This is a genomic window from Variovorax sp. 10N412 (assembly GCF_056394985.1).
In genome coordinates this window covers 303,148-329,994 of the sequence record NZ_JBFTIO010000006.1, presented here as the reverse complement: position 1 = coordinate 329,994, position 26,847 = coordinate 303,148, and the positions used below count along the sequence as shown (strand labels likewise).

The window sequence follows — 26,847 nt, the reverse complement described above, 5'->3', positions numbered from 1 at the left end:
CATTGCTCCGGGAAGGCGGCCGCCGCCGGGCCGCCCCAAGGCGAGCCGCGCCTCCCCCTCGGGGGGTGGCGAATTACACGAAGCGCAGCGCAGTGAAAAGCCGGGGGGCTCATAGTTTCTGCGCCATGTCCACGATCTCTATGCGGCCTTCTTCAAGATCGACTCGGCTTCGCATCAGGAACTCCAGCGGCACGGGCTGCGCCCACAGCATGCCGCGGATCTGCAGGCCGATGCTGTTGTGGGAGTCCAGTGCGGCGCCTTCCATGACGAGTTCCACTTCGAGGGTGCGGGACAAAATGCGCGGCTCGAACTGCAGGATTGCGTTCTTCAAAGCCTGTTCCATGCTGACACGCTGCACCGACGAGGTGAACTGGCCAGACAGCATAGGCAATCCGTAGTTCAGGACCGAGCGCGCCACGTTCGGGTACTGCTTGTCGTCCATCGCAAGGCCGTAGCCCGTGGCATTGAAGAGCCAGCCCAGGTCGCGCAGCACGGCCTGCCGCAGCGCCTGCCGGGTCAGCGTGCGCTTGTCGTCGCCCTCGCGTTGCTCGGTGGGCGCGTGGTCGACGAGGCGGTCGAGCAGCGAAGGCTGCAGGCGCTCCTGCGCGGTGAGCTCAGCCATCGACAACGCCCTCGGCGCCCTCGACCCCAGACGCGGCGGCCGGCGTGAACAGGATCTCGCGCACGTCCATCAGCGCGTACTCGCCCGCATCGCTGCCGAGCACGCGCTGGCCGTGGCCGGCCCATACCTCGGGGCGCAGCTCGCGCCACTCGGTCTTGCGCGCGAGAAGCAGCTCGCCGTCTTCGCTCTTCTCGGTGCCTTCGTAGCGCGTGGGAATCAGCGCCAGGGTTTCGCCGCCGTTCTCGAACTGCAGGTGCGCGGGCATCCACACGCAGTCGCGCAGGTCTTCGGGCGGCTCGATCTTGATGTGCGCGAGCCGCGCGTAGGGAATCCAGTAGTACTTGCCGTTGACGAAGGCCTCGAGCACCGGACCGAGGCGCATGTCCGCATCGGCGAGCCATTCGAAGGGTGTGCCGTCGATGGTTCCGGCCATGGCGGGGGCGCCGTCGAAGGCGCGCTGGCGCAGGTCTTCGGCCAGTGCGCTTTCGCCGCGGCCCTCGCGCAGCAGCGACTCGATGAGCAGCGCCAGCCACTCGTCGGGCTGGCCGAAGATCATCGGCGTGCGCGTGCCGGCGAACACCTCGGCGCGCAGGCCTTCGCAGCGCACGGCTTCGCCGTACACCTGCTTCATGGGCACGGCCAGCGCGTCGAGTTCGGCCGCGACGGTGAGCTGGTTGAGCGCGCGCTCCCATTGCCCGAGCACGCACAGCAGCTGCGCCATGAAGACGCGGTGCTTGCTGTCGGCCGGCCTGGCGCGCACATCGTCGCTCAGGGCCTGGAGGGCGGCCACCGGGTCGGCGGCCTTGAGGAATTCGGCGGCGGTCGTCATGGCGTGTGTTCCTTGCGGTGTGCGCGATGTGTTCAGGCGCGGGTGAACTGGCATTCGCGCACCGCGCCGCGCGCGCCGGTCGCCTTCTGCGGGGCCGACTTGATCTTCACCGTGCGGTAGCTGATGGAGATCAGCTCCGAGGGCACGCCCCAGTTGCCGCCGGAGTTGAGCACCAGGCGGCAGATGCGCGCGTTCTCCAGCACCATCTCGAAGGTCGACTGCGCGTCGGGCGCACGCTGGTCGCCGCCCGACTTGAAGGCGCTGATGACCACCTTCAGGTCTTTCTCCTGCGCGCGCAGCAGGCTCGCGAGGGTGGCGGTGGCCGCGTCGCTGCGCCGCGCCACGATCAGGTTGTTGGGCACCACCTGGTTCTGCGCGGAAGACTCGGGCACCTGCACCGACCAGTAGTAGCCGCCGATGCTCAGGCGCGCCTTGCCGTCCTCGAACGAGCGCTCGAGCTCGCCTTCGACCGGCGCGCCCTTGCTCTCGATCATCATGACCAGGTCGGTGTCGGCCGAGCCGGCGCCCACCAGCTCGTAGAACTGCCGCGCATCTTCAGGACTCCAGGAGCCGTCGTCGATCAATGCCATATCACCTCCGTTGTTCGGAAAAAGACTGAACCGGGCTCGGGCGTGCGAGCCTCATGGCCGCGCCCCGCCGTCCAAGGGGCCGCCGCGCCGCAGCAGCGCGGCAAAGACCTCGCGCTCGCCGCGCTCGGGCGGCGGCTGCCCGCCACGCACGCGCACCTGCGACACATCGGCCTGCGTGAAGCCCACGCCGAACAGGCGCGGCGCGCTGTAGGGCGTGACGGGCACGGCCATGACCAGCAGGCGCGCGTCGCCCGCCGCGTCGAGCCAGGGCAGCTCGAAACGCTGGACCGCCGGCTGCTCGGGCGTACCGCGCTTGAAGCGGTTGGTTTCGCCGAGCGCGTCGGGGTACACCGACTGCAGCGTGCCGCGCGCGTCGATGCCGGCGATGACGAGGTCGAGCGAGCGGCCGCTGGTGTTGCGCACGCTCAGGCGCATGCGCTCGCCCGTGCGCAGCGAAGGCAGCACGCTGGCGGCCTGCGCGACGCTCACGCTGCGCAGCAGGTTGCCGGCGTTCAAGACTTCGAGCGCGGCGTCGAAGCCGTCGAGCTGGCCGCCGCTGCCGTAGGCCTGCAGTTGGCCAAGCCACTTGAGCTGCGCCAGGGCCTGCAGGCGGCGGCGCAGCGCGGCGGTGTCGGGCACGACCACGCTGGACACCGCGGTGCCGAACATCGGCGCAAGCAGTTCGATGCGATGGCCCGCGGCGCCGAGGTCGGTCCAGCGCACGTCGGCGCCCGATGCCTCGTCGGCCGCGCGGATCGCGGCCGGGTAGTCCAGGCTCAGGCCGGCGGGCAAGGGCCTGTCGGCGCGCACCCGCAAGGCGGTGGCGGCGGGTTCGCCCAAGGGCGTGACGCTCCAGAAGGCGCTGCCCGGCACCTCCTTCAATGCCGCGGGCAGCGCAAGCCACGCAGCGCCCGGCTTGATCTGCGCGACGGTGGCCGCGGCGCTGCGCACCGCGCCGTCGTCGAGCGTGGCGAGCACACGCACCTCCTGCTGCTGCGCCAGGCCGTCGAGCAGGCCGGCCTTGACCGACAGGCTGTCGCCGCTGCGTTGCGCGCGCCACACCGGGCGCGTGGACGCGGGCGCGGCGCTGTTGGCGAACAGCGGCGCGTCGAGGTTGCCTTCGGCCACGGGCGACGGCAGCTCGCGCGTGGGAAAGCGCTGCGCCAGTTCGTCGATGACCGGCGGATACAGCGAGAGCACGCCGTCGAACAGGTCGCGCCAGGTGGCGGGCCTGCGCGACAGTGCCTCGACCACGGCCCAGGTCAGCAGGCCCTGCGGACGGGCATTGCGCGCCTTGCGGGGCAGGCGCAGCTCGGGCGTGATCTGGTGGCTCTCGGAAGCGAAGAAGGCGACGTAGCGGGCGCGGGGAACGGCGTCGGCGGGCAGGGGCACCGGCGTTGCGCGCGCGGGTGCATCGCCGCCCACGAGCTGCGTCGCGCGCAGCCCGCGCCAGCGCACCTCGTCGTCGGGCGGGCCCTCGGCGGTGGCGGGCACATCGGCCGCGCCGCGCGTCATGGAATTGGCGGAGCAGGTGTCGAACACCGAGGCGATGAAGACGTTCTTCGCAAGGAAGGACTGGATCCACGCGTCGAAGTCCACATCGCGCAGGTCGCCGGTGAGCGCCGTGTCGGCGCCGAGCGTGCCGCGCACGTCGCGCGCCAGGAAGTTCTCGGACAGGCCGTCGGGCTCCTGGTAGCGCTTGGCGGTGTCGCGCAGGCGGGTGCCGTGGCCGGAGAAATACAGCAGCACGAAGTCGCCGCTTTTCGACTGGGCGAGCAGGCGCGCGAGGGCTTCGTGGATGGCTTGCGATTCGGGCAACGCGGCGCCGCCGACGCCGTCGGCCAGCACGGTGATGTCGGGGGCGGCGAAGCCTTGCCTGAGCAGCGCGTCGCGCATCAGCATCACGTCGTTGCGCGGTGCCTGCAGCCACAGGGCCTGCGGCTGGTTGACTAGTTCGGAGACGCCGACGAGCAACGCGCGCGGCGTGGCGAAGGCGAGGCTGCCGCAGGCGAGCAGCCACAGCACGAGCAGCGCCTGCAAGAAGCGCTGCTGCCTTGCTCCTTCCCCCTCYGGGGRAAGGCTGGGATGGGGGCAGGCAGAGCGCTCGATGGATACGCCGCTGGCCCCCACCCCTGCCCTCCCCCGGAAGGGGAGGGAGRAAGGCATGGCTCCTTCCCCCTCTGGGGRAAGGCTGGGATGGGGGCAGGCAGAGCGCTCGATGGATRCGCCGCTSGCCCCCACCCCKRCCCTCCCCCARCGGGGGAGGGAGAAACGCGAAGGCACTGCGGCGCGTGTCATGGCCGTTGCGACACCGGTCCGGCCGACTCGACCAGCGGCGAATCCGCCAGCACCGCCAGCGCGTCCACCGGCTCCGGCACGCGCAGGAGCCATGCACCGCCCCCACCGGGCCCGCCCACCACGTCCGCCGAGATCGACTGCAGCAGCCGGTCGGCCTCGTCCATGCGCACGCCGTCCTTCCAGCGCACCACCAGGTCGGCCCTTGCGGGCCCGGGCGCGGGCGCGGCCGGCACGGCGCGAAAGCGCACCTCGTCTTCTTCGCCAGCATCGCGCCCGCCGAGCAGCCCGATGTTCTGCACCAGCACGCACACCGCCAGCACCGCGAACGCCGGGCGCGCCCAGCCTTCCGCGCCGAACCAGCGGCGGATGCTGCCCCACCAGCCGCCTTCGGGCCGCGCCTGCGGCCGAGCGCGCGTGGGCGGCTCAGTGCCCTCTTCCCGCGGCTGCGCCAGCGCCCCGCTCAACGCCAACCCCGCATTGCGGTACAGCCCCTGGTAGTCGGCCCGCGGGTCCTGTGGCCCGAGCGGCGTGCCCGACAGCACGCAGAACACACCGCCCACGGTGCGCAGCGCGATGCGCCCCGGCTCGGGCGCGATGTCCGGCGCGGTGTGCGCGGCCCATTCGTCGTGCACCGCGCGGATCGCCGCCAGCCGCGTGGCCGACAGCTCGCCGAGCACGCGCGCGCACAGCTGCGCCCGGGGTTCTAGCGTGAGCACGTTCCAGGTCTGCACGACGCCGAACATCGGCTCGAAGGGCTCGTCCCCGGGCTCCAGCAGCACGTCGAAGGCGCCGGCCCAGTCGGCCTCGGCGGCGGCCATCCAGCCCTGCCAGAGCTCGCCGTGGATGCAGCGGTCGAGCAGCACGCCGAGCAGCCGCCCTTCGTGCACCACGCTGACGAGCCTTCCCGGCGCCCAGCGCGCCGGGAAGGCGCGCCGCGTGACCGCCTCGCGGCGCCTTGCCAGTTCGTCCAGCGGCAGCAGCAGGTCGGAGGCGTGGGCCTTCGGTACGGGTTCGGCCCTCGTTCCGCGGACCGCGCCCGGCAGGGCCACGACGACCGCACCGGGCGCAACAGGTTCATCGTCCGCCTCGGCGTCGGGCACGGCGGCGCCGGTTTCGAGCGCGTTGCGGATCACGCTGAGCGGGGGCCAGAGGTCGTGGGTCATGGCGTCTGTTCCTGAATGGCTATGTCTTCAGGCATAAGACGCTTCAGCACCCAGGATTTTGAAAACCTGCAGGATCGCGCCCATGTTGTCGGGCTCCAGCGCGATGCCCAGCGTCTGCTGGATCCAGCCGCCGAGCCGGGTCTTCGCGTAGTCGGCCGTCAGCCCCTCGCGCTTGTGCACCAGCCCCAGGCGCCCCGCGCGGTAGTGGTACGACGCAATGGCGTGGCGCGACGCGATGCCCGACAGCCCGCCCTCGGCCTCCTTGCCGAAGCCCTCGCACAGCAGCAGGCGCTCGGGCTCGGGCAGCTCGGCGATGAAGGCCCGCGCGGCCAGCTGCACGCGCTGCGCGCTCAGGCCGTGCTCGGCCAGGCAGCCCTCGATGTCTTCGTCCGCGCCGACTTCGTCTTCGAGCTGCGCCTCGGTGATCTGCTCGCCGATGGACAGCTTGCGGCGAAAGGAACTCGCGCGCGTGCAGTCGATGAGGTAGCGGCGGAAGTACGCGCACAGCGCGAAGGCGGTGGACGGCGCGCTGTGGCCCGCGCGTTCGTCGGCCTCGTCGGGGTCGGCATCGAGCCGCAGCACCTTCACGTAGATGAACTGCGCCACCAGCTCCTGCCGGCCCTCGCCCAGCACCTGCAGCTCGGGCGGGTTGCAGGCCCCCAGCGCCTCGCCCACGATGCGGTACATGGCGCCCATGTCATGCGGCGACAGCGTCTGCCTGCGCCGCCACAGGCGAACGAGTTCAGAGCTCTCGGCGGACGAAAGGGTTTCCTGCATGGAGGTTCGAGGCGCCCGGTCGGTCAGTCGTCGACGCAGCTGCCTTCCGAAGGCACCAGGCACTGCGGCAGGTCCGCGCCCACCGCGGCGCCGCGCGTGCGGATGGTGGAAGACACCGCGGCCTGCGCCACCGCCAGGCCGCGCGGCAGAAGAATCCACAGCTGGCCGCGCTCCTTCATGCGGCGCGCGTTGGTCGCGGCCTGCTGGCCGTTGCCGAAGAAATAGTCGGCCCGCACCGCGCCGCGGATGGCGCCGCCGGTGTCCTGCGCAATCGTCAGGCGCTGCATCGGCGCGCCGCTGCCGGGGGTGCGCGTGGACACGAAGACCGGGTAGCCCAGCGGCGTGCTGCGCGGGTCCACCGCAATCGAGCGCCCCGCCGACAGCGGCACGCCGAAGGCGCCCACCGGCCCGCCCACGGGCGAGGTGGCCTCCTTGAAGAACACGTAGCTCGGGTCCTTGATGCCCGAGCCCGCCACCGCACCGGCCGTGCGCCGCCCCGGCACCACCACCGGGCCGCTGGCCACCGGCCGCGCGAGCGTGAAGCCGCGCGTGCGGATCGCGCCGCTGTCGACCGCGCCCACGTCGTCGTCGTCGCCGCCGTCGTCGAGCTGCAGCTCGATGGACGAGCCACGCACCTTCACCGCGCTGCGCGGCTTGCCATTGGCGGCCTGCGCGATCGTCGGGCGGAAGGGCTGGCCGTTCTGCTCGGCATAGGCCACGCGCACGATGTCGCCATTGGCCATCTTGATGCGCCCCGAACCCTGGATCTGCATCTCGTACAGCGCGGTGGCGCTGCTCACGAAGGCCAGCACCTTGGCGTTGGGCGCGCCCTTGGTCTCTATTTCTTCGCGCGTGTAGTACGGCAGCAGTTGCTTGCCCTCGACCCGCAGGCGCACCTTGCGGTCGAGCGTGTCGCGCGCAATGCCCGAGAGGTCGAGCGCATACAGGCCCGGCGCGCCCATGTCGCGCGTGCTCAGGCCGGTCTGCACGACCACGTTGCGGCCTTCCACGCGCGCGGCCACCGTGCCGTTGCCCGCGGGCAGCTTGCGCGCATCGGCGAACAGCATGTCTTCCGGCTGGCCGTATACCGGGTAGATGAACGGCGCGCCGTACTGGCGGGCGCCCGCGATCTCGGGCTCGAAGTAGCCGGTGACAACGCCGTCGGGGCGGCGGTCGTCGTCGCGGATCTGGTAGGCCGAGAACTCGCTTTCGAAGAAGCCCCGGATGGCGTTGGTGCTCTTGCCGTCGACCTTGAGCGCGCGGGCGCACACGTCCTTCCACTCGGCGCCGCGCCCGGTGAGCACCTTGCAGCTGCCGAGGAAGGCGGGCCAGCTCTCGGAGAAATCGTCGCGCGACCAGCCCGGCACCGCGTCGAAGCCGACCGAGGTGTAGGTGGCGAGCTGCGTGGAGAAGGTGCGCGCCTGGCCTGCCACGCTGGCGCCGGCGGGCGCCGACGGGCGCGGGGTGGTGGCGGCGTCGGGCGGGGTGGCCGTGGCGGTGTTGGCCGCGGGTGGCGGCATGGCACAGCCGGCCAGGCAGGCCACGGCGGCGGCCGCGGCCCATCGAAGCGCGGGAACAGCGAAAACGACGCGTTGCTGCTGCGGGGTGTTCATGAAAGCCTCCTTGTCCGAAGAACGGCGGCCCGGGAGAGGCCGACACCCTGCAGACGATTACTTCTCGACAATTTTGAAATTCGCGACGCCGTACACGTCGTTGCATGGCGCGCCAGGCCCGCACACGGGCTTGCCCAGCAGCGGCGAGGGGCCGGTGCCGCGCGTGGCCTCCAGCGCGGCGAGCACCGGCAGCGGAAACACCGGAAACACGCCGTCGTTCTGCACGCCCGCGGCGCTGAAGTCGCGCTCGTGCTCGCTCACCAGCACCGCGAACTGGTCGGTGCCGGCCGGGCCGCCGGCGTCCATCGGCCACGAGGCGCGCGGCAGCGAGAGCGCGCCGCCGGCGGTGATCTTGTTGTACTTGTCCAGCAGGTTGGGGAACAGCAGGAACATCTCGCCGCCGCTGGACAGCAGGAACACGTAGACGAAGCCCTCGCGCTTGCTGCGCACCTCGAAAGCCAGGCGGTCCTTGCCGATGGTCACTTCGGGCTTCTTCGGTGCGGCCGTCACGTCGAAGCCCGCGGCGGCGCCCGCCGCGAGGGACTGCAGCGATTCGGTGGGCGTGCGCGGTGCCGGCGGGGGCGGTGGTGGCGGCGGTGCAGGGGCTTGCGCGACCTGGGTGTCGGGTTGCTGCTGCGGCGGCTGCTGCTGCTGCGTGACGGCGACGGGCGGCTTGCCGCCGCTGCCTTCCGCGCCACTGCCCGCGCGACCCTGCAACCACCACCAGCCGCCGCCGGCTGCCGCCGCGAGGACGGCGAGCGATGCCAGTGCAGCCATCGTCTTGTTGCCCTTGCCCTCGCCCTTGCCTGCGTTGCTGTTGCTGCCTGCGGACGCAGGGGCCGGCGACGGCGTCTTTCTGCCCGCCTTGCTGGTGGCCTTGTTGCCGCTGGCGATGACGGTGGCCGCGTCGGCGTTCGTCGTCTCTGCGGCGCGGCGCGGCGGCTGCGTGCGCGGCGTCGGCGCGATGCTGTGGCCGGCGTCGAGGTCGAGCGCTTCGCGCAGCTCGGCCATCGACTGCGGCCGCTGCTCGGGCCGCACGCCCAGGCCCGCGTCGATCGCCTCGAGCAGGCGCGGGCTGTAGCGCTGGCGCAGGATCTCGTTGCCCGCGAGCGGCACGTAGCTGTCGGACAGCAGGCGCGCCACCGACGGCGGCGGCGCGCGGCCGCACACGGCCACGTGCATCACGGCCGCGAGCGCGTACACGTCGGTCCACGCGCCCTGCGACATGTCGGGCATCTCGGCGTACTGCTCGATGGGCGCGTAGCCGGGCTTGAGGATGACGGTGATGGCCTGCGTCTTGTCGGTGATCACGCGGCGCGCGGCGCCGAAGTCGAGCACCACCGGGCGGCCCGAGCCTTCGAGCAGGATGATGTTGTCGGGCGCGATGTCGCGGTGGTAGCAGTTGGCGTTGTGCATCACCGCCAGCGCCTGCGTGACGCCGTCCATGATGCGGATGAGCCAGGCCTCGTCGACGCCTGCGGGGATGGCTACCAGGGCCTCTCTCAGCGTGTCGCCCCTGTAGAAAGGCATGACCATGTAGGTGGTGCCCTTCTCCTGCCAGAAGCGGTAGACCTTGAGCAGCGAGGGGTGGTCGAATTGGGCGAGCAGGCGGGCTTCGTTGATGAAGCTGCGCATGCCGAGGTCGAAGGTTTCCCTGTGTCTTTCCGACAAGGGGACGACGGTGCCGTCCTGCTGCCTGGTCGACAGCGAGGTCGGCAGGTATTCCTTGATGGCCACGATGCGTTCGAGGGTGTGGTCCCAGGCTTCGTAGACGACGCCGAAGCCGCCCTGGCCTATGACCTTGGTGACTTCGAATTCTGCGAGGCGGCTGCCTACGGGGAGCAGGCCAGCGTCGTGGTTTGCTGTGGCTTGCGGGTTGCCTGGGAGGCTGGTAGTTGCGCCGGCTGTGATGACTGTGGCGGAGGTGTCGCCTGTGGTCGTTGGGGTTGGCGACCTGGGCATTACCCGGGTGCGGTCGTCTTGCTTGTTGGAGTCGGTCATCGACTGGCTCCTTTTTGAACTGGCATGAGGGGTTGCTTCCCGAGGCCGGGTCTCGCCCCGGCAGGCGAGCTACTTTCTTTTGCTTCGCCAAAAGAAAGTAGCCAAAGAAAAGGCGACCCCACTGTCTGCGACCCTGCGCTTCGCTCCGGGCAACCTGCGGTGCTCACGTTTCGCGGGGTCTCGCCCAAACTCGCTTCGCTCAAACAAGGGCGAGCCCTGATCCGCGAAACGCTCCGCTCCTCGGCGCAGCCAGAGGGGAAATGCAAACCACACAGGCCATCGCTTCGCTCGGCCATCAAGCCGTTGCAGGCGCTGCGCGCCTGCAACGGTTGGCATTCAGGGTGCTGGTAGTTTTGGTGGTGCTGGTACTGGTGCTGGAGGCTGTCGGATATTCCGGCGCCGAGCGCAGCGATGGCCCGTTGGGCCCCCACCCTTCTGGATGCGCCGAGGAGCGGAGCGTTTCGCGGATCAGGGCTCGCAGCTGTTTGAGCGAAGCGAGTTCTGCGAGACCCCGCGAAACGTGAGCACCGCAGGTTGCCCGTAGCGAAGCGGAGGGACGCAGCCAGCAGGGTCGCCTTTTCTTTGCTTACTTTCTTTTGGCGAAGCAAAAGAAAGTAAGTCGCCTGCCGGGGCGAGACCCGGCCTCGGAAAGCAAAACGAAGACAGGCTTTCATCTCACCCCTCCTCCGCAAAGCCAAGAAACAAGCCCTCGAACTGCGCATCCAGAGGCAGCCCGGCACTCAGCATCCGAACCCCTTCGACCACCGAAGGATCCCCCAGCCACACGGAAGCCCCCGCCGCAGGCAAAGCAACAACCTCGACGGTGCTCCTCAAGGCCTCGAAGGCCTCGGAAGCCTCGGCAGCAACAAACAACCGCTGCAGCACCGCATCGAACCGCAGCGCATCCAGATCCCCTTCGAGCCCTTCCAACGCAGCCAGCGTCCCAAGCCCCCACCACCGCAGCGCCACGCCCAGCGCCTCGCCCTGCAGCGATGTCCCCGCCGACGCATTCAGCTCCACTGCCAGCGTGAAAGGAAAGTACCGCCCCACCCCATCGACCGAAGGCATCAACACCCCGATCCACGCACGCTCGCCGACCACCCGGGGGCCCAGTGCAAAGCACCAGATCGGCGCCTCGAGGTACCGGTCGGTCCAGTCCGCATGCCGCTCCCGAAGCCGCGCCAACCCGCGCTGCAGCCACGCGTCCCACACCGCGCGAAACGACTCGGGCAAGCGCCGGTGCGCAAAGTCCCCCATGCCCGGCAGCTTGCCGTACCACCCGGGAAGCTCCGCCGAAACGAAGAGCGATGAAGAAAAAGAAGAAGAGGCCAGGTTCACAGCCCCTCCGGACAGGAAAACTCCCGCAGTTCGCGCAAGCGGATCGGATGCTGCACGCTGTTCGTCGTCACCTCGAAGCGTGTCTTGCGCGCACCCACCTGGAAGGTGATGAAGAACTTCTCCGGCGCATCGCCCGCCTCGAGCTGCCCGTCATCGAGCGCACGGAACAGCGCCCACGGCCCGTCCACCGCGGCACCCGAACTGCCGGTGGTCGACGGCGGGCTCACCTGGATGCGCACCTGGTTGCTGCCCTTGGGCCCCGGCCACTGCACGGCCATCGGCACCACCGGCCCGTGCGCGTACTTCACAAGCTGGCCGTCGACGTCGAGGATGAATTGCGTGATGCCCGCGTCCATCTCCACCGGCTTGAAGTCCAGCCGCATCGACGGGCCGCGCCCGCCGCCGCGGAAGAAGATGTCCTTGATGCGCGCGGCGCGCTCGAACTGCGCCAGCGCCTGCGTGGTGACGGCGCCGCGCTCGGCCACGGGCTTGTAGCGCCAGGGCTTGGTGCTGGTGTCGACCAGCGCGGCCAGGCGCTTCTGGAAGAAGTCGTCCATCAGGCCGCCGGGGCCGAACATCTGGCCGAAGTCTTCGGGCAGCACGTCGCGCTTGCTGCTGCCCACGAAGGGGTAGCGGCCCGCGATGGCACGCGCGCAGAACTCGGCCACGGGACGCAGGTCCTGGCTCAGGTTGCCGCGCTCGGCGGTCTGCGCCTGCGCGGCACCCGACTGGCTGAGGTTCTCGACCATCGAACGCACGGGCTCGGGCAGCCGGCCCGCGTCGGACTTGAGCTTGCCGGCCACGTCGCCGGGCGGCGGCGAGGTGCGGCCCTTCACGGCCGTGTCGACCGCGTTGAGGTACACGTACACCTCGTTGAAGAGCTTGAGCGCATCGTCGATGGGTGCCGGCTGGTTGGGGCCGCCGGCGGTGACGAGGCGGCGCAGCGATTCGAAGCGGTCGTCCACGATGCTCTCGATGCGCTTGCCCGGTGCCACCTGGCGGCCGGGGTCGCTGCCGAACAGGTCTTCCAGGCCCTTGCGCGTGTTGCGCACCGTCTCGGTCGCCTTGCTGACCACGTCCTTGTTGGCGTCGGCCGCTGGGATCAGCGTGGTCTGCCGGACCACCGCGCGCAGGAAGTTCGCGAGCGGGGAATCGACGCCCGAGAGAATGCGCGCGGTCTCGATGTTCTTCTCCAGGCCGGTTGCGCGGATCAGGCGCACGTCGGCCAGCAGCGCTTCCCACTGCTTGACGTATTCCTCCAGGTACAGGCGGCGCACGCGGTCGGTGAGCGCGCCGAGCGCGGCCACGTCGCGCAGGCGGTCGGCCGCGTTGCGGTCCTGGCCCAGCACCCACGGGTCTTCGTTGGCCAGCAGGCCGGTGAGCACCGTCACCTCGTTCTGGAAGCGCTTGTGGTAGCCGTCGTAGGTGAACATGCCCGGCACGCCCTCGGTCAGCGGCTTGCCGCTGATGCGCTCGAACACCAGCGGACCCGAAGGGCCGGTGGCCGTGGCCACGCTGAAGGCCGGAATGTCCTTGGTGGCGCGCTGGCGCTTCAGGCGGCTGAACACGCGCTGCTCCAGCGGGTAGCTCGCGAGCACGGCGCGCACGCTGCGCACCAGGTTGTCGTCCATCTTCAGCGGCGAGCGCGGCGGGCCCTGCGCGATGAGCACGTCGAGCTGGTCTTCCAGCGCCTTGCGCTGGTCCTCGGGAATGCCGCGGTCGAGGTTGCGCGACCAGTCCAGCGTGATCCAGGCCTTGAGCGCTTCGGGGTCGAAGTGCTCGGGCTGGTAGAGCATCAGGTAGCTCTTGAGCGCCTCGTAGGTGAACTCGAGGTTGTCCTTCTGCGCGGTGCGCAGCTGGTCTTCGATGCGCTTGGCGATCTGCGGCAGGAAGGCGTCGTTCAGCGCGCGCTGGTGCGTGAGCATGGCGGCGGCGTCGAGCTTGTCGCCCTGGTAGAGGCCCAGCGTCATCGACAGCGGCTCGTCGCCCTGGCGGTTGTCGGGCGTCTTCCAGATGTCGCGCAGGCTCTGCAGCACGGGTGCGACCTCGACCAGGTTCTGCACGCGCGCGGGCAGCGCGGCCAGGTTCTGCTTCGCGGGCTCGACGCGGGCCTCGACCGACTTCAGGTAGTTGAGGTTCTGCAGCGTGCTGTAGCCCCAGGCCGCGAGCAGGCCGACGGTGAGCAGCGTCATCGCGGTGACGCCGACCACGCGCAGCGTGTGGCGGCGGCGCTCCAGCTTCACGTCGGCGCCGGCCAGGCGCTGCTCGGGGAACACCACCTCGCGCAGCAACGACGTGAGGAAGTAGCTGCGCCCGCTGCTCTTTTGCGGCGCGAGCATGGCGCGCTCGATGCCGAAGCTGCGCGCCAGGCTGCCCATCACTCGGTCGATCGGGCTGCCCTCCTGCGTACCGCTGGTGAAGTACACACCGCGCACCCACGGCGGCTGCGCGAAGCGCGAGCCGGTGAACACCTGGTCGAGCAGGTCGGACAGCAGCGAGCCGATGGAGCCGAACTGGGCCGGAAAGCCGAAGATCGCCGCGCGCCGCGTGCCGTCGGTCTCGCGCTGCATGCGCGCGATGAGGCCGTCGTTCACGCGGTTGTGCAGCAGCGCGAACTCGCGGTGGAAGGCCTCGGACAGGCCCTTTTCTTCCAGCTGCACGTTCTCGTCGGCCGGCAGCGTGAAGCCGAAGACCTGCGCGCGCTGCTCCTTGCCGAGGTCGTCGAAGTAGTCGGTGAAGCCGTAGAGCAAATCGCTCTTGGTGACCAGCACGTACACCGGCAGGCGCGTGGTGAGCTTGCTGTCGAGCTCGAGCAGGCGCGCGCGGATCGACGCCGCGAGCTGGGTGCGCGCCTCCGGGCCCTGGCTCAGCAGGTCGGCCACGCTCACGGTCAGGAACACGCCGTTCAGCGGCCGGCGCGGGCGCGCCTTCTTCAGCAGGCCCAGGAAGCCTTCCCAGGCGCTCTTGTCTTCCGACTGGTGGCTGTCCTGCGTGGTGTAGCGGCCCGCGGTGTCGATGAGCACGGCCTCGTCGGTGAACCACCAGTCGCAGTTGCGCGTGCCGCCCACGCCGCGGATGGCGCCGGGGCCGAACTTCTCGGCCAGCGGAAAGGAGAGGCCCGAGTTGACGAGCGCGGTGGTCTTGCCCGCGCCGGGCGCGCCGATGAAGACGTACCACGGCAGGTCGTACAGGTAGCTGCCGCCCGAAATCGACATCCAGTCGCGCCAGCCCGGCTTCTTGCCGGCGGCGTGCAGGCGCATCTGCTTGAGCGTGGCGACGGCCTCGCTGAAGCGGGTGTCGAGGATCTGCTGCTCGCCGTTGACCGGAGCGCCGGTCTTGGCGGCGGGCGCCTTCATGAGTCCGTCTGTCAGGTGCCGGCTTGCACGGCGTGCGCGCCAGCGGCGGTACAGCGCGCGCACCACCACGATGAGCACGATGACGCCGATGACAACGGCGCGCACCGTCTCGCTCTCCAGCGGCGCGAGCGAGCCGATCTTCACCAGCGGGCCGATCCACCACACCAGTACCGCGACGACGAGCAACGCGAGCAGTGTCAGCAACAACGGGCTGAACAGGAAGCCGAAGATTTTCTTGATCATTTCGTCGCTCCGGTGGCGGCAGCAACGCGGTCGGGCTCGCTCAGCAGCACGATGTCGACGCGGCGGTTCTTCGCGCGGTTGGCGGGCGTGTCGTTGGCGGCCACCGGCTCGGCGTCGGCCTTGCCGTCGGAACGCATGCGCGCGGGGTCGACCAGGGTGGTGAGCGCGCCCTTCACCGCGTCGGCGCGCGCGGCCGACAGGTGCCAGTTCGAGGGATAGCGCAGCGAGCGGATCGGCTGGTTGTCGGAGTGCCCGGTGATCAGCACCTCGCCCTTCACCTCGGCCAGCGCCTGGCCGATGCGGCGCAGCACCGGCAGCGACTGCGACATGGGCTCGGCGCTGCCGGAGCCGAAGAACGAGTCGCCGCGCAGGCGCACCACGCTGCGGTCGGCCTCGTCGGTCACCGTGACCAGGCCCTGCTTGATCTCGGGTTCGAGAAAACGCGCCAGCCGCGGCGTCTTCGCCGGCAGGGCGGGCGGCGCGATCTGCAGGTTGGGCGCGCGCAGGCTGGACACCGCCGCATAGGTGGTGTCGGAGCGGTAGTTCAGCGTGAGCCGCAGGCCGAACCATGCGAGCGCCAGCAGCAGCGCGAAGCCGGCCGCGAACACCCACAGCGGCAGCGACTCGCGCAGCCGCACCGTGCCCGCACCCTGCCCGCGCCAGTGCGGCGAGAGTTCGGGCTCCACGGCGGGACGGTCTTTGGCGATCAGGTCGGCCAGGCGCTGGCGCACCGAGTCGAGCTGCGCGCGGCCGTTGTCGACCACGCGGTAGCGGCCCTCGAAGCCGAGCGCGAGCACGCTGTAGATCAGCTCCAGCAACTGGCGGTGCGTGGGCACGTCCTGCGCGAGCTTGGCGAGCAGCTGGAACACCTTTTCGCCGCCCCAGGTCTCGTTGTGGAACTGCACCAGCAGGCTCTGCTTGTTCCAGCCGGCCTGCACGCCCCACGGGGTGTTGGCCACCGCCTCGTCGAGTGCGGTGCACAGCACGTAGCGCGCGGCCAGCACCGATTCGTTGCTCACGCCCGCGCGGCGCGCACCGGCGTCGAACTGGTTGACCGCCTCGGCGGTGGAGGCACGCAGCGCCGGCACGTTGGGCGGCTGCGCAAGGTGGCGCAGCTTGGCCGTGAGCACCAGCAATTTGCCGGCGGCGGAGACCAGCGGATTGAGCAGGCCGAGCTCGCCGACCTCGGCGGCGGGCGCCGGGTCGGCACCGCCGAAGAACGGCGCGCTCGCCGGTGCGCTCGGCATGCCGGCCGGCGTGCGCGGCTTGGGCTTGATGACCGTGCGCTCGGACTCGAAGGCCGCGAAGGGATCGGGAGGTGTGCTCATGATGGCTCCACGCTGAGGGCATCAGTTCGTGAAACACCGCGGAACCGGCTTTGCCGGGCCGCTGGTGTTGCCCCCTGGAAGGGGGTTGGCGTAGCGACACGAAGTGCGCGAAGACCGGGGGTCATGCTCTTATCGCCCAGAACGCGAGGTCCAGGCCAGGGAAGTCGCCCGCGATGTGCATCGCGATGCCGCCCGACTGCTCCAGCTGGCGCCACAGGTCGCTGTTGCGTGTTTCGAGCTCGAAGTAGTTGGCACCCGTGTGGAACGGAATCTGGCGCGGCGCGACCGGCATCGGCGTGAGCGTGACGCCCGGCAGCGCCAGGTTCACCAGGTCGCGTATCCGCTCCACCGGGCCGATCTTGACCTGCGTGGGAAAGCGCGCGCGCAGGGCCTCGCTGCTCATGTTCGCGTTCACCGCGAGCACGAAGGTCGCCCTGCGCTGCAGTTCCACGTCCGTCACCATCGCCACGCGCACGCCGTGCTTGCGGTCGTGCAGTTCGATACGGATGGCCGATTGCTCCAGCACCATCGACAGGCTGCGGCGCAGGTCGTCCATGACCGGGCGAAAGCTCAGCGCGAGGTCGTCGTGGATGTACGGGCCGAAGCGTGCCACGCGGCGCGAGTCGCGAAAGCTCGACAGGTCGCCCGCCAGCGCCAACGCGTGCGCGAAGAACCGCTCCGGGTGCAGCATCGCGCTTTTGGCCAGGTGCGCGAACACCGCTTCGTTGCGGTTCACGGCCTGCAGCAGCATGAAGTCGGCGATCTCGGCCACGCCGCCGGTGCCGCCCTGCGTCATGCGCCCGGCCAGCGCCTCGCCGCGCTGGCGCAGCAGGCCCAGCAGTTCGTCGAGCCAGGCGCGAATGACCGCGTGGCCCGCCACGTCGAGCAGCGGCGGCAGCATGGCGCGCTCCAGCTGCACCTGGTTGTCGACGCGGCGTTCGACCACGCGCACCACGCCCAGCGTGGTCCAGGCGTCGGTGGCTTCGCCGGCGCGCATCAGGCGCGTGTGGAGCTGGCCGAGCTGCAGCATCGCGGTGCGCTCGCCGGCGGTGTTGGAGTCGGGCACCTCCGACTCGAGCACGCGGTGGCGCACCAGCTCTTCGTAGTCCTCCGCATCGGCCTCGCGCGCGCCGGCGCGGCGCAGCGGCAGCGCGAGCACCACGGCCTCGTCGCGCATGGCAGGGGGAATGTCGATGGGCTCGGGCAGCGGATCGACCGCCGGCATGTCGAACACCGTGCCGTCGCCGAAGATGCCGACCGCGCGCACCAGCGCGAGCTTGCCCAGCGTGAGCGCGGCGGTGTCGATCTCGAGCTCGGCAAAGCCCCAGGCGTACGGGGTGGTCGAGCGCAACAGCACATGCCGCGCATGGTCGCCATGACGCTCGCTTTGCTGCAGGTGCTGAGGCTGCAGCAGCATCCCCTCGCTCCAGACCACTTTGGTTCGCCAACTCATCCGCACTCCGTCAACGGCAAGGGTGCCTGAAAAGAAACACGAAGTTTCCGGCGCGGGGGGCGGGAGGCAAATCCGCCTAAAGGTCTAGGCGGGGGGTTTTGGAGGTACGGCGAAGGGAGTAGGAAACGCTCAGCGCTCAGCGCCCGGCGAAGCCCGCAGCGTCTCGACCTGCTGCGCATAGACCTTCTCGATGCGCTGCAGCCGCTGCTCGCGCGCCGCGTCGTTGACCCACGCCGCGGCCATGGCGCGCTGCTTGCCGAGCTGGTACTCCAGCCGCGCTTCCGGCAGCAGGGCGCTGTCGTCGGCCGCCACGTAGCCGTAGGCCGCGCGCAGGTTCTTCAGCACCTCGCGCTCGGCGTCGCCGCGCGCGCCCTTGGCCCTGCCGTAGCCGGTCAGGAAGTTCTGCAGCTTCGCCTGGAACTCGGGCGGGTAGTTGCGCCGCACCACCATCGGCGCGCCGGGCGGCGGCTCCGACTGCCAGATCACCTGCAGCCGCTCGGCCTCCACCGGGAACTGCTGGCGGAAGCGCTCCAGGTCGGTGGTGTTGTTGGTGGCCACGTCGGCGTCGCCATTGGCCACAGCCAGCGCGGTGGCCTGGTGCGTGCCGACGAACTCGCTGCGAAAACGCGTCTCCATCTCGATGTGGTTTGGCAAGAAGAGCTGGCTCTGCGGCACGATGAAGCCGGTGACCGAGCGGCTGTCGCCGCGCGCGAGCCGCCATTTCTCGGGCTGCGCGAGCATGCCCTCGAGCGAGTTCAGCGGGCCCGCCTTGCGCGCCAGCAGCACGGCGCGGTGCTCGGGCACGCTGGGGTGCCGCGCGATCTGCGCCACCACCTTCATGCGCCGCTGCATCACGGCGTCGAGCGCCATCTTGGCCGACAGGAAGGCCATGTCGATCTCGTCGCGGCCGATGGCGCGGTCGAGTTCCTCGTACGACGGCACCGAATAGGCGCTCACCGGAATGCCCAGGGCGCGGCTCATGTCGGCCATGAGCGGCGTCCACAGCGCGCGCGACTCGACGGTGCCGCCCAATGGCAGCACGCCGAAGCGGATCAGCCGGGTGGAGGCCGGTGCGGGCTTGCCGGGGGTGTCGCTCTTCTCGGGCTTCTGGGCCGCACCCTGCGCCATGGCAGGCGCCATGCCGGCCCACCACAGGGCCGCAAGCACCAGCAGCCCCGCGCACCGGCGCCATGCGGGCTTGGTCAAGGCGACACGTCCTGCAGCACGCCGACCTGCTGCGCATACCCGCTGTCGATGCGCTGCAGGCGCGCCTCCCGCGCGGCGTCGTTCACCCATTGCGCGGTCATGGCGTTCTGCCGGGCCAGCTGGTAGGCCAGCTTGGCCGCGGGCTGCAGCGAGCTGTTGTCGGCCGCCACGAAGCCGGCCAGGTCGTGCAGCGACTTGAGCACCACGCGCTCGGCGTCGCCGCGCGGGCCCTTGGCGCGGCCGTAGCCGGTCAGGAAGGCCTGCAGGCCCTTGCGCAGCTCGGGCGGGTACTCGCGCCGCACCACGATCTGCGCATGCGGAATCAGCTCCGACTCCCACAGCACCTGCAGCCGCTCGGCCTCGGCCGGAAAGCGCAGCTTGAAGCGCTCGAAGTCGGCGGTGTTGTTGGTGGCCACGTCGGCCTCGTTGTTGGCCACGGCCAGCGCGGTGGCCTGGTGGGTGCCGACGATCTCGCTCTGGAAGCGCGTCTCCATCGCGATGTGGTTCGGCAGAAAGAGCTGCAGCTGCGGCACGATGAAGCCCGACACCGACTGCTTCTCGCCGCGCGCCAGCCGCCAGCGCTCGGGCTGCGCCAGCAGGGCCTGGAGCGAGTTCAGCGGCGGCGTCTTGCGCGCCAGCAGCAGCGCGCGGTAGCCGGGCAGGCCGTCGTGGCGCACCACCTGCGCCACCACTTTCATGCGCCGCTGGGTCACGGCGTCGAGCGCCATCTTTCCCGACAGGAAGGCCATGTCGACCTCGTCGCGCTGGATGGCCTGCTCCAGCGCCTCGTACGAGTTGACCGACAGCACGCTCACCGGGCGGCGGATGGCGCGGCTGAGCTCGGCCAGCAGCGGGTCCCAGTCGCTGCGCGACTCGAAGGCCCCCCCGAGCGGGAGGATGCCGAAGCGCACGGCGGTGTCGGCGGCACCCGCCTGCGCGCCCGCCCACAGCGGAACAGCCAGCCACAGCAGCAGCGCGAGCACGGCCTTGCGCGAGGTGCGCAGGGCACGGAAGGCATCGGTGAAGCGGCGCGCGAAAGGCTGCATTTTTGAACCGGAAGACAGAAAAGCCCGGCGGCTGCCGGGACCGGGCAAAGTCAATGCGGGTGCAATTAGATAACAAATGCAAACTTTTTCGGTGATGTTTTCATGTCTTCCCTGTGACGGTGAACCCCCCTAAGCTCGGCACCCATGCCTGCACTGCCCCCATGAACTGGAACTTCCGCGTCCTGCGCGGCCTGGCCCGCCTCACCTTCGCGCAGCAGCTGATCCTGCTGGCGCTGGTGCCGGCCACGCTGGCCACGCTGGCGGCCATTGCCGTGCTGACGCGCCAGCACCTGGGCAACCTCACCGAACTGATGCGCGCCAACGCGCAGACGGTGGCGATGCAGGTGGCCACGGTGGCGCAGGCCCCGCTGGCGCGCATGGACCGCCGCGCGCTGCAGCGCACCGCCCAGTCGGGCACCTACCAGCCGCATGTGCAGCAGGTGCAGATCTGGACGGAAGACGGCGAGATCGTGGCCAACTCCGAAACGGTGGACCGCGCGCGCGGCGAGGGCCTGCAGGTGGTGGTGCCCATCGTGAGCGACGACGGCCTGCACAGCGGCAAGGTGATGGTCGAGATGAGCTTGGCCGCCGTGCAGGGCGCGCGGCGCGCGGTCTGGCTCAACGTGGGGCTGGTGCTGGCGATCAGCCTGGTGGGGGTGGGCCTGGCGGGCTGGTGGGCGGCGCGGCGCATCAGCGAGCCCATTCGCGCGCTGGGCAAGGCGGTCGACCGCCTGGGCGCGGGCGAAGATGCCAGCGTGGCCATCGAGGGCATGTCCGAGGTGCGCCACCTGCAGCACGGCTTCAACCAGGCCGCGCGCGCGCTTGCGGAAAGCCGCGGCCTGCTGCAAAGCCGCATCAACGAGGCCACGGCCGAGCTGGCCCGCAAGAACGCGCAGCTCGAAGTGGCCAGCCAGGCCAAGACCCGCCTGCTGGCGGCCGCCAGCCACGACCTGCGCCAGCCGCTGCATGCGCTCACGCTGTTCTCCGACGGCCTGGCCAACGGCGAGACCGACCCGGTGAAGCTGCAGCGCATCGGCCACATCCGCGAGTGCGTCGATTCGCTCGACCGGCTGTTCTCCGAGCTGCTCAACCTGTCGCAGCTCGACGCCGGCGTGCTGCAGCCGCAGTGGACCGACTTTCCGCTGGACCGGCTGTTCGACGAGATCAGCCGCAACTTCCGCCCGGTGGCCGAGCAGCAGGGCCTGCGGCTGGTGGTGCGCAAGACCGACGTGTGGGTGCGCTGCGACTACGTGATGCTCTCGCGCATCCTGAACAACCTGGTGTCGAACTCGCTGCGCCACACCATCGACGGCGGCGTGCTGATCGGCGCGCGGCGCCGCGGCAAGGGCGTGCGCATCGACGTGGCCGACACCGGGGTGGGCATTGCCAGGCAGCACCAGGCGCGGGTGTTCGAAGAGTTCTACCAGGTGGAGCCGACCGGCCGCCAGGCGGCGCGCGGGGCGCGCGGCATGGGCCTGGGCCTGGCCACGGTGCAGCGGCTGGCGCAATTGCTGAACACGCGCGTGGAACTCAGCTCCACGCTGCACAAGGGCACCTGCGTGCGGGTGCTGGTGCGCGCGGCCCAGGCGGTGCTGCCTGCGCCGGGCGCCTCGCCGGCGGCGGCCGCCATGGTGGAGGAGGAAAGCCTGGCGAACGTGCGCATCCTCATCATCGACGACGAGCGCACCATCCTCGAAGGCCTGAGCGTGGTGCTGGCCAACTGGGGCGCCGAGGTGCTGGCCGCGCAGACCCGCGCCGAGGCGCTGGCGCTGGCCGACGCCTGGGCGCAGCCGCCCGACGTGGTCATCAGCGACCTGCTGCTGCAGGGCGGCGACAGCGGGCTGGACGTGATTGCGGCCCTGGAGCGCCATCCGCGCGGCATCGGCGCCGACACCGCACGCCTGCTGGTGACGGGCGAGACCAAGCCCGACCGGCTGCGCGAAGTGGCGAGCGCGGGCATCACGGTGCTCTACAAGCCGGTGTCGCCGCGCGTGCTGCGCCAGGCCATCCAGGCGCAGCGCGCGGCGACCGGGCAGAGGGCGGACATGCCGGGCGGCAGGCCGGTCGACCTGCCTGCCGGTGTGAAGGTAGGGGCGTAGGTAGTCCGTCGGACATAGGCCGTGCGGCTGCCGCGCTGTGGAATTCATCACGCGGGCAGGCCCTCGCGGGGCCTGACATAAGCCCTCTGCCTTATCGCGCGATGCGGGACCCGTCCGTACATTGGACCATCGCCCCTTGCTGCGAAAGCAGTCCATGCCCGTCGCCTTGAACCCCGTCCTGTCGCCCCTTGCCGCAAGGCCGAGCCGCGCCGTGCACACGGTGCTGGCCGCACTGGCCGTGAGCGCGGCCTGCCTGGGCACCTGCGCCTCGGCCACCAGCCTCACGGTGCTGATGGGCGACGACGCCGCGGCGTCTTCCGAGTTCGTGCAGCAGCTGCGCGCGGACCAGGGACCGGACGGCAAGTTCGACCTGGTGCGGCTGTCCCCCGGCGGCGCCGAGCCGCAGCCTGCAGCGGAAATCGCGGGCTCCGACATCGAACGCGCAGCCAACGCCGGCGTGCGCACGCGCGGCCTGCGCGCCGCCGCCGACGCGCCCCTCACCATGGCGGTGGGTCCCGCCGCCGCCCGCGCCGCCGTCGAGCGGCCGGGCCAGGAACCGCTGGTGCTGGCGATGCTGAGCCGGCTCGACTACGAAACCCTCAAGGCCAGCAGCCCGGCCCTGCGGCGCGGCGACCGCCGCGTGGGCGTGCTGCTGCGCGACCCGGCCATGGCCGACCAGCTCGCGCTGATCAACGCGGTGCTGCCGCAGAAGCACCGCATCGGCGTGGTGGCCACGCCCGAGTCGGAGCCGCTGGTGCGCGAGCTGCAGCGCGCCGCGCAGGGTGCGAACCCGGCGTGGGACGTGCGCGTGGAATACGCGCCGGACGCGAAGTCGCTGGCCAGCGCCTTGCGCCAGGTGGTGCCGCAAAGCGATGCGCTGATGGTGCTGCCCGACCTGATCGGCGACAGCCAGGCGGCCACGCTGTCGGTCCTGCGCGCGGGCGCGGGCGCGGGCCTGCCGGTGTTCGGCGCCAGCGAGGGGATGGTGCGCTCGGGCGGCCTCGCCGCGGCGGTCTCCACGCCGTCGCAGCTCGCCCAGCAGGCGCGGCTGCTGGGCCAGAAAGTGGCGAGCGCGGCCGGCAGCAACACCAACAGCAACAACAACGCGCCGTTGGTGGAAGCGGCGACGCCCGCCACCGTGCGCGTCAACGCCACCGTGGCACGCGGACTCGGCCTGCGCCTGCCGGAGGAACGGGAACTGACCGAGCGGCTCGCGGCCCCGCGATGAGCACCCCCCCGCTCACCGAAGGCCCGGTGCCCGCAGGGACCGCCGGCGCCCACACGCTGGTGGTGCGCGGCAACCTGCAGCACGACCTGTTCCGCCTGGGCGTGGTGCCGTGCGCCGCGGTGGCGCTGGCGCTCACCGGCTGGTTCACGCACAACCGCCTGCAGACCCTCGAAGCCGCGTTCGACGCCGAAGGCCAGGCCGTGGCGCGCCAGGTGGCGGCCATGTCCGACCTGAGCCTCTATGCGGGCGACCTGCCGGCGCTGCAGAACGTGGCCAACGCCGCGCTGCGCGGCGGGCAGGTGACGCGGGTGGAAATCAGCAACAGCGCCGGCGTGTACGTCACGGCCGGGCCCAGGACCACGTCGCTCGCACAGCTGCGCATGTTCACCTCGCCGGTCACGCTGCGCGAGGCTTCGCGCGCCAGCGCCTTCGCGCCCGCGGGCTCCACCGCGGCGGGCGATGCGCCCATCGGCCTGGTGCAGACTTTCCGCGACACCACGGCCTACACGCGCGAGCGCAGCCGCTCGCTGTTCGCGGGCGTCGGCATCGCGCTGGTCGCGCTGCTGGCGGCATGGGCCTCGGTGCGCCACATGGCGCGCACGGTGGCGCGGCCGCTGCGGCGCGTGTCGCGCACCGTGGCGGCGCTGGAGTCGGGCCACTTCGAGGTGCGCTGCGGCGTGGTGGAAGGCGGCACGCCCGGCACGCACGAGGTCGCGACGCTCGCGCACGACATCGACCGCCTGGCCGAGCGCCTGCAAAGCAACCGCCGGATCAGCGAGGAGCGCGTGCGCGAGGCCACCGCCGTCGCGCTGCAACGCATGGCCGAAGCGGAGCAGGCCGCGCTGTCGCGTGCACGCTTCCTGGCCGCCGCCAGCCACGACCTGCGCCAGCCGCTGCATGCCATGGGCCTGTTCATCGACGGCCTGCTGCCGGGCGCCTCGCCCGCGCAGCGCCCGGCCGTGCTGCGCCTGCAGGAGAGCACCGAGTTCATGGGCGTGCTGCTGGACGACCTGCTCGAGATCTCGCGGCTCGACGCGCAGGTGCTCACGCCCTCGATCGCCAAGGTGTCGCTGGCCGCGCTGTTCGACCAGCTCGACGCGCAGCACGCCGCCACCGCCGCGGAAGCCCGCGTGCGGCTGCGCTGGAGCGACCGCGGCCTGGCCGTGCGCACCGACGCGGCCATGCTGCAGCGCATCGTCGGCAACCTGGTGGCCAATGCGCTGCGCCACGCACCCGAAGGCGGCACGGTGCTGGTGGCCGCGCGGCGCGCCGCCGCCCGCCACCCGGAGCGTCCGCAGGACGAAGTGCGCATTGAGGTGCGCGACAACGGCGTGGGCATCGCGCCCATCCACCAGGGCCGCATCTTCGAAGAGTTCTACCAGGTGGCCAACACCGAGCGCGACCGGCGCCGCGGCTTCGGGCTGGGGCTGGCCATCTGCGCGCGCATCGCCGCGCTGCTGGGCACGCGCATCACCGTGCGCTCGGCGCTGCAGGCCGGCAGCACCTTCGCCTTCACGCTGCCCGCGGCGCGCGCCGCCGACGTGGTGCCGCCCGAACCGCCGCTGCTGGCATCGGCGCCGCTGGCAGGCCTGCGCTGCCTGGTGGTGGACGACGACCCCGCCATCCTCGACGGCAGCCGCACGCTGCTGGCGCAATGGGGCTGCCAGGTCGAATGCGTGACCACCGGCGCGGAAGCCATCGCGCGCCTGGGCACCGCCGACACCCCCTACGACGCGGTGCTTTGCGACCTGCAGCTGGCCGGCGAAGGCGACGGTGTCGACGTGATCGACGCCGCCAAGCGCCTGCAGCCCGACGCGCTTGCCGTGCTGGTGTCGGGCGCCACCGGGCCCGAGGTGCTGCAGCGCCTGCGCCACGGCGGCGTGATGCTGTTGACCAAGCCGGTGGCGCCGGCCAAGCTGCGCGCACTGCTCACCACGCGGCGGCACGCGCCTGCCTGAGCCGCCTTCACGGACACCCCCGCCCATGCTCGACCCCGCCGCCCTGGCCGGCATCCGCCCCTTCGTCGCCACGCCCAGCCACGCGGGCACCATGAGCAGCAACTACGTGCGCAGCCTGCTCGGCCTGGTGAACCTGGCCTGGACGCACGGCTTCGCGATGCAGACGCGCTTTCTCGACGGCGACAGCCTCATCACCCGCGCGCGCAACCGGCTGGTGGCCGAGTTCATGGCCGACACGCGCTGGACGCACCTGCTGTGGATCGACGCGGACATCGGCTTCGAACCCGAGGCCGCGCTGCGCCTGCTGCTGGCCGGACGCGACGTGGTGGCCGGCATCTACCCGCACAAGACCGACGGCTGGCCCGAGGCCGGGCTGCACGCGCCGCTGCCCGCGGGCACCACGCGGCAGGACTTCGAGGCGCGCCATGCCCGCTTCGCGGCGAACGCGGCGGGCACGCGGCTGGTGGTCGACGCGGACGGCTTCGCCGAGGTGCTGGACGCGCCCACGGGCTTCATGCTCATCGCGCGCGGCGTGTTCGAGCGCATGGCCGCGTCGTTTCCGCAGCTGCGCTACACGCCCGAGCGCCACGCCGACGCGGCCGACCTGTCGCGCGCGGCCTTCCACTACCGCTTCTTCGACGTGCTCGCAGAGCCCGACAACGGCGCCTACCTGGCCGAGGACTTCGCCTTCTGCCGGCGCTGGCAATCGATCGGCGGCAAGGTCTGGATCGATGCGCGCTCCAACCTGTCGCACCAGGGCCTGCGCACCTACACGGGCCACTTCGGGCAGGCGCTGGCGGCGCGCGGCGGCCCCCCGGCATGACCGGCGACACCCTGGCGGCGCTGCTCGCGCTCGAGCGCCCCACCGAGGTGGTGGACGTGGGCGCGAACCCGATCGACGGCGAACCGCCCTACCGCGCCATGCTCGCCGCGGGCCAGTGCCGCGTGAGCGGCTTCGAGCCGCAGCCCGAGGCGCTGCGCGCGCTGCAACGCCGATGCGGGCCGCTGGAGCGCTACTTTCCATGGGCCCTGGGCGACGGCCGCGCGCACACGCTGAAGGTGTGCGCCGCGCCGGGCATGACCAGCCTGCTGGAGCCCGAGCCGGCCGCGCTCGCGCTGTTCGACCTGCTGCGGCCGATGGCGCAGGTGGTCGCGCGCATCGCGGTGCTCACGCGCCGGCTCGACGACATCGACGAGATCGCGCACATCGACTTCCTCAAGATCGACGCGCAAGGCAGCGAGCTGGCCGTGCTGCGCGCGGGCGCGGCCAAGCTGGCGCGGGCCGTCGCGGTGCAGGCGGAGGTGTCGTTCGTGCCGCTCTACCAGGGGCAGCCCTGCATCGGCGACATCGACCTGGAGCTGCGCCGCCAGGGCTTCCTGCCGCACTGCCTGGCCGCGCTCAAGCAGTGGCCGGTGGCGCCCTGCGTGGTCAACGGCGACCCGCGCCAGCCGCTGCGCCAGCTGCTCGAGGCCGACCTTGTGTACGTGCGCGACCTCACGCGGCCCGACGCCGTGAGCGACGCGCAGCTCAGGCAGCTGGCCATGGTGGCGCACTGGTGCTTCCAGTCGTTCGACCTGGCGCTGCGCTGCGTGCTGCTGCTGGAGCAGCGCGGCGCATTGCCCGCGGGCTCGCAGGCGCGCTACCTGGCGCTGGCCGCGCGCATGTCGATGGACCCACACGCAGCGCCCGCGGGCTGAA

General features: G+C 71.2%; 19 protein-coding genes. 5 read left to right on the top strand and 14 right to left on the bottom strand.

Annotated elements, in window-relative coordinates:
• Positions 1-109 precede the first annotated feature (109 nt).
• The 14 genes from tssE to phnD (AC1DJH_RS17265) all read right to left on the bottom strand — a co-directional run bounded on the left by tssE (position 110) and on the right by phnD (AC1DJH_RS17265) (position 19,863).
• The gene (tssE, locus tag AC1DJH_RS17330) at positions 110-622 is read right to left on the bottom strand and encodes a type VI secretion system baseplate subunit TssE (protein ID WP_472126818.1); all 513 of its coding nucleotides are present in this window, start codon (positions 620-622) and stop codon (positions 110-112) included.
• Positions 615-1,451 (bottom strand): type VI secretion system accessory protein TagJ, encoded by an 837-nt coding sequence (locus AC1DJH_RS17325; protein WP_478186512.1) that lies wholly within the window; start codon positions 1,449-1,451, stop codon positions 615-617. The genes tssE and AC1DJH_RS17325 overlap by 8 nt, the downstream gene beginning before the upstream one ends.
• A 32-nt stretch (positions 1,452-1,483) precedes the next feature.
• Complete coding sequence (locus AC1DJH_RS17320) at positions 1,484-2,041, bottom strand: type VI secretion system tube protein Hcp (RefSeq protein ID WP_472126812.1); 558 nt, start codon at positions 2,039-2,041, stop codon at positions 1,484-1,486.
• Between the two features lie 51 nt (positions 2,042-2,092).
• A complete protein-coding gene (locus tag AC1DJH_RS17315) occupies positions 2,093-4,081 on the bottom strand; it encodes a caspase family protein (RefSeq protein ID WP_478186511.1) in 1,989 nt (662 codons plus the stop codon).
• 254 nt (positions 4,082-4,335) lie between these two features.
• Positions 4,336-5,502, bottom strand: coding sequence for a hypothetical protein (locus AC1DJH_RS17310; protein ID WP_478186510.1), 1,167 nt, complete (start codon positions 5,500-5,502; stop codon positions 4,336-4,338).
• Between the two features lie 27 nt (positions 5,503-5,529).
• The gene (locus AC1DJH_RS17305; protein ID WP_472126912.1) at positions 5,530-6,279 is read right to left on the bottom strand and encodes a hypothetical protein; all 750 of its coding nucleotides are present in this window, start codon (positions 6,277-6,279) and stop codon (positions 5,530-5,532) included.
• 23 nt (positions 6,280-6,302) lie between these two features.
• On the bottom strand, positions 6,303-7,892 hold the full coding sequence (gene mltA / locus AC1DJH_RS17300) for a murein transglycosylase A (protein WP_478186509.1): 1,590 nt from the start codon (positions 7,890-7,892) through the stop codon (positions 6,303-6,305).
• A gap of 57 nt (positions 7,893-7,949) precedes the next feature.
• Positions 7,950-9,893, bottom strand: a complete 1,944-nt coding sequence (locus AC1DJH_RS17295) for a protein kinase domain-containing protein (RefSeq protein WP_478186508.1) — start codon at positions 9,891-9,893, stop codon at positions 7,950-7,952.
• Positions 9,894-10,568: 675 nt separating this feature from the next.
• Entirely contained in the window at positions 10,569-11,231 is a 663-nt protein-coding gene (tagF, locus tag AC1DJH_RS17290) for a type VI secretion system-associated protein TagF (protein WP_478186507.1), read from the bottom strand.
• Complete coding sequence (tssM, locus tag AC1DJH_RS17285; protein WP_478186506.1) at positions 11,228-14,830, bottom strand: type VI secretion system membrane subunit TssM; 3,603 nt, start codon at positions 14,828-14,830, stop codon at positions 11,228-11,230. The genes tagF and tssM overlap by 4 nt, the downstream gene beginning before the upstream one ends.
• The gene (locus AC1DJH_RS17280) at positions 14,827-16,158 is read right to left on the bottom strand and encodes a DotU family type VI secretion system protein (RefSeq protein ID WP_478186505.1); all 1,332 of its coding nucleotides are present in this window, start codon (positions 16,156-16,158) and stop codon (positions 14,827-14,829) included. The genes tssM and AC1DJH_RS17280 overlap by 4 nt, the downstream gene beginning before the upstream one ends.
• A gap of 121 nt (positions 16,159-16,279) precedes the next feature.
• Positions 16,280-17,611, bottom strand: coding sequence for a type VI secretion system baseplate subunit TssK (gene tssK, locus AC1DJH_RS17275; protein ID WP_478186504.1), 1,332 nt, complete (start codon positions 17,609-17,611; stop codon positions 16,280-16,282).
• Between the two features lie 129 nt (positions 17,612-17,740).
• A complete protein-coding gene (phnD, locus tag AC1DJH_RS17270; RefSeq protein ID WP_478186503.1) occupies positions 17,741-18,817 on the bottom strand; it encodes a phosphate/phosphite/phosphonate ABC transporter substrate-binding protein in 1,077 nt (358 codons plus the stop codon).
• Positions 18,814-19,863 carry a phosphate/phosphite/phosphonate ABC transporter substrate-binding protein gene (phnD, locus tag AC1DJH_RS17265; protein WP_472125142.1) on the bottom strand — a complete coding sequence of 350 codons (1,050 nt, stop codon included), beginning with the start codon at positions 19,861-19,863 and terminating at the stop codon, positions 18,814-18,816. Before phnD (AC1DJH_RS17265) ends, phnD (AC1DJH_RS17270) begins: the two co-directional genes overlap by 4 nt.
• 161 nt (positions 19,864-20,024) lie before the next feature.
• Between phnD (AC1DJH_RS17265) and AC1DJH_RS17260 the strand changes: the two genes are divergently transcribed.
• From AC1DJH_RS17260 to AC1DJH_RS17240, 5 genes are all read left to right on the top strand, one after another.
• Positions 20,025-21,962, top strand: a complete 1,938-nt coding sequence (locus AC1DJH_RS17260; RefSeq protein WP_478186502.1) for an ATP-binding response regulator — start codon at positions 20,025-20,027, stop codon at positions 21,960-21,962.
• 154 nt (positions 21,963-22,116) lie between these two features.
• Positions 22,117-23,190, top strand: coding sequence for an ABC transporter substrate binding protein (locus AC1DJH_RS17255; protein ID WP_472125146.1), 1,074 nt, complete (start codon positions 22,117-22,119; stop codon positions 23,188-23,190).
• Positions 23,187-25,148 (top strand): hybrid sensor histidine kinase/response regulator, encoded by a 1,962-nt coding sequence (locus tag AC1DJH_RS17250; protein ID WP_478186501.1) that lies wholly within the window; start codon positions 23,187-23,189, stop codon positions 25,146-25,148. The genes AC1DJH_RS17255 and AC1DJH_RS17250 overlap by 4 nt, the downstream gene beginning before the upstream one ends.
• A gap of 25 nt (positions 25,149-25,173) precedes the next feature.
• Positions 25,174-25,971: a hypothetical protein gene (locus AC1DJH_RS17245; RefSeq protein WP_478186500.1), complete on the top strand. Its 798-nt coding sequence runs from the start codon at positions 25,174-25,176 to the stop codon at positions 25,969-25,971.
• Positions 25,968-26,846 (top strand): FkbM family methyltransferase, encoded by an 879-nt coding sequence (locus AC1DJH_RS17240; RefSeq protein WP_478186499.1) that lies wholly within the window; start codon positions 25,968-25,970, stop codon positions 26,844-26,846. The genes AC1DJH_RS17245 and AC1DJH_RS17240 overlap by 4 nt, the downstream gene beginning before the upstream one ends.
• The last annotated feature ends 1 nt before the right edge of the window (position 26,847 follow it).